General features: G+C 54.7%; 6 protein-coding genes. All 6 read left to right on the top strand.

Annotated features, from left to right (window positions below):
- The first annotated feature begins 132 nt into the window (after nt 1–132).
- Complete coding sequence (gene purC, locus COY37_RS07300; RefSeq protein ID WP_286679193.1) at nt 133–864, top strand: phosphoribosylaminoimidazolesuccinocarboxamide synthase; 732 nt, start codon at nt 133–135, stop codon at nt 862–864.
- On the top strand, nt 865–3,876 hold the full coding sequence (purL, locus tag COY37_RS07295) for a phosphoribosylformylglycinamidine synthase subunit PurL (RefSeq protein ID WP_286679192.1): 3,012 nt from the start codon (nt 865–867) through the stop codon (nt 3,874–3,876).
- 6 nt (nt 3,877–3,882) lie between these two features.
- The gene (gene purQ / locus COY37_RS07290) at nt 3,883–4,749 is read left to right on the top strand and encodes a phosphoribosylformylglycinamidine synthase I (protein WP_286679191.1); all 867 of its coding nucleotides are present in this window, start codon (nt 3,883–3,885) and stop codon (nt 4,747–4,749) included.
- A 93-nt stretch (nt 4,750–4,842) separates the two neighbouring features.
- Nucleotides 4,843–6,294, top strand: coding sequence for an amidophosphoribosyltransferase (gene purF, locus COY37_RS07285; RefSeq protein ID WP_286679190.1), 1,452 nt, complete (start codon nt 4,843–4,845; stop codon nt 6,292–6,294).
- Nucleotides 6,287–7,339 (top strand): phosphoribosylformylglycinamidine cyclo-ligase, encoded by a 1,053-nt coding sequence (gene purM / locus COY37_RS07280; RefSeq protein ID WP_286679189.1) that lies wholly within the window; start codon nt 6,287–6,289, stop codon nt 7,337–7,339. The genes purF and purM overlap by 8 nt, the downstream gene beginning before the upstream one ends.
- On the top strand, nt 7,332–7,949 hold the full coding sequence (gene purN, locus COY37_RS07275; RefSeq protein ID WP_286977027.1) for a phosphoribosylglycinamide formyltransferase: 618 nt from the start codon (nt 7,332–7,334) through the stop codon (nt 7,947–7,949). Before purM ends, purN begins: the two co-directional genes overlap by 8 nt.
- Nucleotides 7,950–8,009 lie beyond the last annotated feature (60 nt).

Raw genomic sequence — 8,009 nt, 5'->3', positions numbered from 1 at the left:
CCATTCATTACGTGGATGTAGCTGAGAGCTGGCAGCTACAAGAGAAACTCCCATTTGAAAAAGCACCAACTTACAGGTAATATGAAGGAGCGAAATAAACCGGCTCGAGGAGCCGAAGTCAGAGGTGAACACATGGTACAAAAGCAAGATCAACTCTATGAAGGAAAGGCAAAAAAGCTATATTCAACCGATGACCCGAGTGCGGTCATCCATGAGTTTAAAGACGACGCGACCGCGTTTGACGGCAAGAAAAAAGGCCAGATAGCCGGGAAGGGCTCGATGAACGCGCGGATTTCGGCGGCCCTTTTCACGCTTCTCGAGAACCAGGGCGTGCGCACTCATTATAGAGAGCTGATCAACGATCGAACCATGCTCACCGACAAACTCGACATGGTTCCGGTTGAGGTGGTTGTGCGCAATATCGCCGCGGGAAGTCTCTCCAAGAGGCTTGGTTACGACGAGGGCGTGCCGCTTAAGAACACCATCGTGGAGTTCTACTATAAGCGAGACGATCTCGGCGACCCCATGATAAACGAAGACCATATCGCAGAACTCGGCATCGCCACCAAAGAGCAGATTAAAGAGATGCGCGAGACGGGCTTGAAAGTAAATGACGTCCTCGTGCGTTTCTTCGACCAGTTGGGGCTCACCCTGGTTGATTACAAGCTCGAGTTCGGCTTAAAAGACGGCGTCATGATGTTAGGCGACGAGCTTTCCCCGGATAATTGCCGCCTATGGGATAAGAAGACGGGCGAAAAGATGGATAAGGATCGCTTTAGGCGTGACCTCGGACGGGTTGAAGAGGCCTACCGGGAGGTCCTGGCGCGCGTTACGGGGACATCAAAAGAGGGTGGCAACTTCTAGATGTGGCGGATTGAAGTCGCTCTTAGGGCCGGGATCACCGATGCCCATGGAAACGCTGTTCGAAAACAAATAATTGAAGACTTGCTGATCGATGTCGAGTCGGTCCAGTCTCTTAATATTTATACGATAGATGCGAACTTTACCCAAAAACAGGTCATCTCAATCGCAAAGGACCTGCTCACCGATCCCATCACCCAGGTTGTTAAGATAAACGAGAGCTTTAAGCGCCCGTTTTCGGTAGCAATCGAAGTCGGCTACAAACCGGGTGTCACCGACAACGTTGCGGCGACCGCCATCGAGGGAATCGAGGATCTGCTCGGGATTAAGTTTCCCGAAGATGGCTCGGTACATACCTCAAAACTCTATCTGATCACCGGTTCGGTCACAAGGGACGATGCCGAGAAAATCTGCGTTGGCCTCCTTGCCAACCCGCTCATCGAGCACTACCAGATCTGGCAAACCGGCGACGACATCCAGGCAACGGTTAAAAAAGTGACGGCGCTTTCGCGCAGCACGAAGTTTGACCCGAAAGTCGCCGAGGTCGATCTCGATGTCTCCGACGAGGAGCTTCTTGAGATAAGCAGAAAAGGTGTGCTTTCGCTCAACCTTGCCGAGATGCGGATCATCCGCGACTACTTCAAGGATGAGAGAGTTAAGGCCGAGCGTGAGAAGGTGGGCTTAAGCACCCGCCCGACCGACATAGAACTCGAGATGCTTGCGCAAACCTGGTCCGAGCACTGCAAGCACAAGATATTTAACGCGACCATCGAGTACACCGAAGGCGAAAAAACCGAGAAAATCGAGAGCCTTTTTAAGACATATATCCGCAAGGCGACCGAAGAGATAGCAAAGAAAAAAGACTGGCTGGTCTCGGTCTTTGTCGACAATGCGGGCGTGGTCGACTTCGACGGCGAGCACAATATGGTCTTTAAAGTCGAAACGCACAACCACCCCTCGGCGCTCGACCCCTACGGCGGCGCGGTGACCGGCATCGTCGGCGTCAACCGCGACCCCATGGGCACAGGCATCGGGGCGGAGCTTATCTTTAACACCGACGTTTTCTGCTTCGGTCCCCCGGACTTCCCATACGAGCAGCTTCCGGCATCCGTATTGCATCCAAAGCGCATCTTTAAAGGCGTGCGCAAGGGCGTTGAGGACGGCGGCAACAAGATCGGAATCCCGACGGTAAACGGCGCTATCCTCTTCGACGAGGCTTACGTTTACAACCCGCTGGTTTATTGCGGTACCGGCGGTCTTATGAAAAAAGAGATAAACGGCAAGCCGTCCCACGTAAAGACGGTAAATCCGGGAGACCTCATAGTAATGGTGGGCGGTCGCATCGGAAAAGACGGCATCCACGGCGCGACGTTCTCCTCGGTGGCATTGGATGAAGGGACATCCTCCGCCGCAGTGCAGATCGGCGCCCCCATCGTCCAGCGCAAGATGCAGGACGCGTTGCGCGAGGCGCGCGAGATGGACCTTTACAGGGCGATAACCGACAACGGCGCGGGCGGCCTCTCATCCTCGGTGGGTGAGATGAGCGAGTTTTGCGGCGGCTGCGAGGTCGACCTCGAGAAAGCCCCGACCAAGTATGCGGGCCTGCAGCCCTGGGAGCTCTGGGTATCCGAATCCCAGGAGCGCATGACGGTCGCCGTCCCACCGGAAAAAATCGATGCGTTTATGGACCTTTGCCGCAGGCGCGATGTCGAAGCCACGGTTATCGGCACGTTTGCAAATACCGGCAAAGTTCACGTTAAATATGATAAGAAAACAGTTTTATACCTGGATATGGATTTCGTACACGAAGGCCTTCCCGGTCTAGAGCTAACCGCTACCTGGCGACCAACGCTTGAGCAAGAGCCCGAGTATGCCGCCGATGGCCACACCGAAGATCTTACTAATGATCTTACTAATGATATTACCAAAGAACTAAATGATGCCCTTATGAACATCCTCGGCAGTTTTAACGTCTGCTCCAAGGAGTGGGTCATCCGCCAGTACGACCACGAGGTGCAAGGCGGAAGCGTAGTAAAACCGCTGGTCGGTATGGCAAACGATGGGCCATCGGATGCCTCGGTCATCCGCCCGCTGGTTTCTTCCAAGCGCGGCATCGTGGTATCCAACGGCATCAACCCTAAATACGGCGAGATCGATACCTACCGGATGGCGGCCTCGGCGATCGACGAGGCGGTTCGAAACATCGTTGCGGTGGGCGGCGACCCCGAGCGCGTCGCAATTCTGGATAACTTTTGCTGGGGCAACCCGATTCTCTCCGAGGCCAACCCGGACGGCGACCACAAGCTCGCACAACTGGTACGCGCCACGAAAGGGTGCTACGATACTGCGGTCGGCTTGGGGACACCTTTTATCTCGGGCAAAGACAGCTTTCACAACGAATACCGCCTGGAAAACCGGACGATCGCAATCCCGCCGACGCTTCTCATCTCGGCGATGGGTGTAATCGGCGACGTTGAGAAAGCGGTCACCATGGATGCCAAAAAAGCGGGCGATATCGTCTACGTCCTGGGCGAAACCCATGACGAACTCGGCGGTTCGCATTTCTATATGCTGAGCGGCGTTAAAGGAAACCGGGTGCCCAAGGTAGATACCAACGAGGCGCTTGCACTTTACAAGTCGCTCCATACGGCGATCGAAAAAGGTCTTGTCGCATCCTGCCATGATTGCTCGGAGGGCGGAATCGCGGTTGCGGCCGCAGAGAGCGCCTTTGCCGGCGGGCTTGGCATGATGATCGATATCAGCAAGACCCCGGCCTCAGAAGCGACGGAGGGCGTAAGAGTGCTCTTCTCCGAATCAAACAGCCGTTTTATCGTGACCGTCTCGCCCGAGAACGCGCAGGCCTTTGAGGCCGCGATGGCCGGTCGCACGTTTGCCGCGGTGGGCGAAGTCACGCAGGAAGGCCGGTTTACCGCCACAGGACACGGCGGGACGGCCTTGATAGATGCATCGATAGACGAACTGAAAGAGGCCTTTAAAGCGCCTCTCAGGTGGTGATAGTAAATGACTAATAATCTGAATAATACCCTAAGAAATAACCCAAGAAATAATCTAAGAAATAATCTAAGTAATAAGTCTGGTGATAAACCAAGAGTGCTCGTCCTGCTCGCGGCGGGAATCAACCGGGACAAAGACGCACAAGATGCCTTTACCCTGGCGGGGGCCGAGGCCGAGCGGGTGCATATCAACGACATAGCCGACGGCACAAAGCACCTTGCCGATTACCAGATACTGATGCTTCCCGGCGGGTTCTCGTTTGGCGACGACATCGCCTCGGGGAAAGTCCTGGCCAACAAGCTAAAGTACAAGCTTAAGGATGATCTGCTGCAGTTTATCGCTGACGGGAAACTGATCCTTGGCGTGTGCAACGGGTTCCAGGTGATGGTAAAGCTCGGGATGCTGCCCGGCATTGACGGAGACTACATGCGCCAGGATGTGACGCTCACCAACAACGATTCCGGCAAATTCGAAGACCGCTGGGTTAATTTAAAAGTTAATCCCGAGTCGAAATGCGTCTTTACCAGGGGAATCGAAAAGGGTATTTATGTACCGATCTGCCACGGCGAGGGAAAGTTCATCCCGCGTGACGACGAGGTCTTAACGCGCCTGCAGGAAAACGGCCAGGTCGTGGTGCGGTACGTCGATGAAACCGGCGAGTTCGGCACCTACCCGGTCAACCCGAACGGTTCGGTCGCCCACATCGCCGGCATCTGCGATGAAACCGGGCGAATCTTCGGCATGATGCCCCATCCCGAAAACTACATCCAGCGCACCCAACACCCCAACTGGACAAGAAAAGACCTCCCCGATGAAGGCGACGGCCTCGCGATCTTCAAAAACGCTGTCGAGTATGTAAAAAGAGAGCTTTAGAAAAGGTGAAAAGCACGGTAGCCGGGCTATTATCGGGCCCTAATATTTGATATGGTAAAATCAATAAGGTAAACTCTTAAGGAGCATTTAGTTTTGAGTTTTGACGTTGATTACGATTACGACCGTCCGGATAAACCAGAAGAAGCCTGCGGTGTCTTCGGTGTGTATGCACCGGGGCACGACGTAAGCAAGCTTACCTACTTTGGTCTGCACGCCCTGCAGCACCGGGGCCAGGAGAGCGCCGGCATTGCGGTCGGGGACGGCGACACTATTATCACCTATAAGGACATGGGGCTCGTCCCCCAAGTTTTCAACGAGAAAAATTTGGCGTGCCTCATCGGAGACGTCGCCATCGGGCATACCCGCTATTCGACCACCGGGTCAAGCCACTGGGAGAACGCACAGCCCATCTACAAGGCATTTAGAGAGGGCAGCATCGCCCTTGCCCACAACGGAAACCTAACCAACACGAAAGAGCTTCGCACCATGCTGAGCAAAAACGGGCAGCGGTTTCGCTCTACAAGCGACAGCGAGGTCATCGCATCTCTTATCGCATCCTTTGCGGATAAAGGGATCGAAGGCGCGATAATAGAAACGATGAAGCAGCTGGAGGGCGCTTATTCGGTGGCCATTATGACCGAAAGTCAGCTCTTCGCGATTCGCGACCCGTACGGTATACGCCCGTTCGCCATCGGGAAACTCGGCAAAAACTTTGCGGTTGCCTCCGAGAGTTGCGCGCTTAATATCATAGACGCCGATTACATGCGCGACGTTAACCCGGGTGAACTGGTGATTATCGATGAGAACGGGTTGCGAAGCGTCCAGGCGGTAGAGCCGAAGAAGCTTTCGCTCTGCATCTTTGAGTTCATCTACTTTGCCCGCCCCGACACCAGGCTTTTTGATAGGCTCCTCTATAGCGCCCGCGAGACCATGGGCGTAGAGCTTGCCAAAGAGGCGCCTGCGGATGCCGATCTTGTCATCGGGGTTCCGGATTCGGGTGTACCGGCGGCAATCGGCTACTCCCAGCAATCGGGCCTGCCGTACCGTGAAGGTTTGGTCAAGAACCGCTATATCGGGCGCACCTTTATCCAGCCGACTCAGACCGTCCGCCAGGCGGGAATAAAACTAAAACTCAATCCTCTGTGCGAGGTTATCAGAGATAAACGGATCGTTGTCGTCGACGACAGCATCGTTCGCGGTAACACCAGCAAAAAACTTGTCGAGATGCTTCGTGGGGTGGGCGCGAGAGAAGTTCATATGCGGGTAAGCTCGCCGCCGACCAAGTGGCCCTGCTTCTACGGCATCGATACGGCCGACCGGGGCCAGCTCATCGCAGCGAACAATGAGATCGAAGAGATACGCCAGTTCATCGGCGCGGATAGTTTAGGCTACCTCAGTATTGAAGGGCTGGTAAAATCCACCGAGAACGTCCGTGAGAACTTCTGCCTGGCGTGCTTCGACGGCGTCTACCCCATAGATGTGCCGGATGACTTAAAGATAACCAAGATGATGCTCGAAGAGGAAGAATCAAAGATAAATGGCTGATAAAGCTGATACCCAGAAAAAAGGTCTCACCTACAAGGATGCCGGCGTGGATATCGAAGCCGGCGAGCATGTTGTTGAACTTATAAAGAAATCGGTCCGCTCGACATTTCGACCGGGCGTTTTAACCGATATCGGGGGCTTTGGCGGGCTGTTTGGGATCGATAAAGACCGCTATAAAAAGCCGGTCCTGGTATCGGGCACCGATGGGGTCGGCACCAAACTAAGGGTAGCCCACGAGCTTGATATTCATAACACGGTCGGCATCGATCTTGTCGCCATGTGCGTAAACGATATCCTGGTGCAGGGGGCCGAGCCCCTGTTTTTCCTGGATTACTTTGCAACCGGCTCACTTGAGCCGGAAAAAACCGCCGCCGTCATCGGGGGAATCGCCGAGGGCTGCCGCCAGGCCGGCTGCGCGCTTCTCGGTGGGGAGACCGCCGAGATGCCGGGCTTTTATGCGCCCGGCGAATATGACCTCGCGGGCTTTGCCGTGGGAATTGTCGATAAAGACAACATCATTACGGGTGAGGGTATCGCCGAGGACGATGCGATTCTCGGCTTGGCCTCGACCGGCCCGCATAGCAACGGCTATTCGCTCATACGAAAGCTCATCGAGACAAGGGAACTCAAGCTTGGCCAGTCGTATTGGGAGGGGTCGACAAGCCTCGGCGAGGCCATCCTTGCCCCTACGAGAATTTACGTAAAAAGCATTTTAAAACTCATCCAAATCTACCCCGTAAAGGGCCTTGCCCACATAACGGGGGGCGGTTTGACGAATAATATCCCGAGGATACTGCCGGCGACAGTGGATGCCGCACTTAGGGTAGGCTCTTGGCCGGTACCGCCAATCTTCGAGTTCATCCAGCACGAGGGCGCAGTTTTCTTTGACGAGATGCGCCGCACCTTTAACTTAGGGATAGGCATGGTCGTGGTGCTTGATCCAGCCCACGTTAAAGAGGCCATGGCTCTGCTGGCTCAAGAGGGCGAGTCAGTTTTTGAAATTGGCACGATTACCAAAGGGGGCGGTGAGGTCAGGTATGTCTAACAGGAAGACCCGGTTGGGCGTCTTGATCTCGGGCAGCGGCAGCAATCTGCAGTCGATTATCGACAAATGCGAAAGTGGCTATCTGCCCGCCGAGGTTGCGGTTGTCATCAGCAACAAGGCGGATGCGTATGGTCTGACCAGGGCCGCGAATCACGGCATCCCGGGGGTCGTACTTGTGCGTAAAGACTATCCGGATGAATTCTTCTACAACATGGCCATCCTTAACGCATTAAAGGAGCACGATGTCGAGCTTGTCGTAATGGCCGGCTACATGCGCCTGCTGGGTCCGGAAGTCCTCGACGCCTACCCGAATCAAGTCTTAAACCTGCACCCGGCGCTCTTGCCATCGTTTCCCGGCGCCCACGGCATCAAAGACGCCCTGGATTATGGGGTTAAAGTGACCGGTGTTACGGTCCACTTCGCAAACGAGATCTTCGACGAAGGCCCTATTATCCTGCAAGAAGCCGTTTCAATCGCCGAGGACGACACCGAAAACACCCTCGCCCAAAAAATCCACACCGTCGAACACGTGCTGTATCCCCGCGCCGTTAAATTCTACTGCGAGGACGCCCTTGCCATTGAGGGCAAGAAGGTCCGAATTAAAGAATAGCGATTAGGGCGGTCTAACTAGGGGTTTTAGTAAGCCTAATCGCTAGATGTCATTCTGAAG

It is taken from the genome of Candidatus Aquicultor secundus (genome assembly GCF_002791875.1).
In the GTDB taxonomy this organism is placed as follows: domain Bacteria; phylum Actinomycetota; class Aquicultoria; order Aquicultorales; family Aquicultoraceae; genus Aquicultor_A; species Aquicultor_A secundus.
The sequence above is the reverse complement of the archived record's forward strand: the minus strand, read 5'-3'. Positions and strand labels throughout refer to the sequence as shown.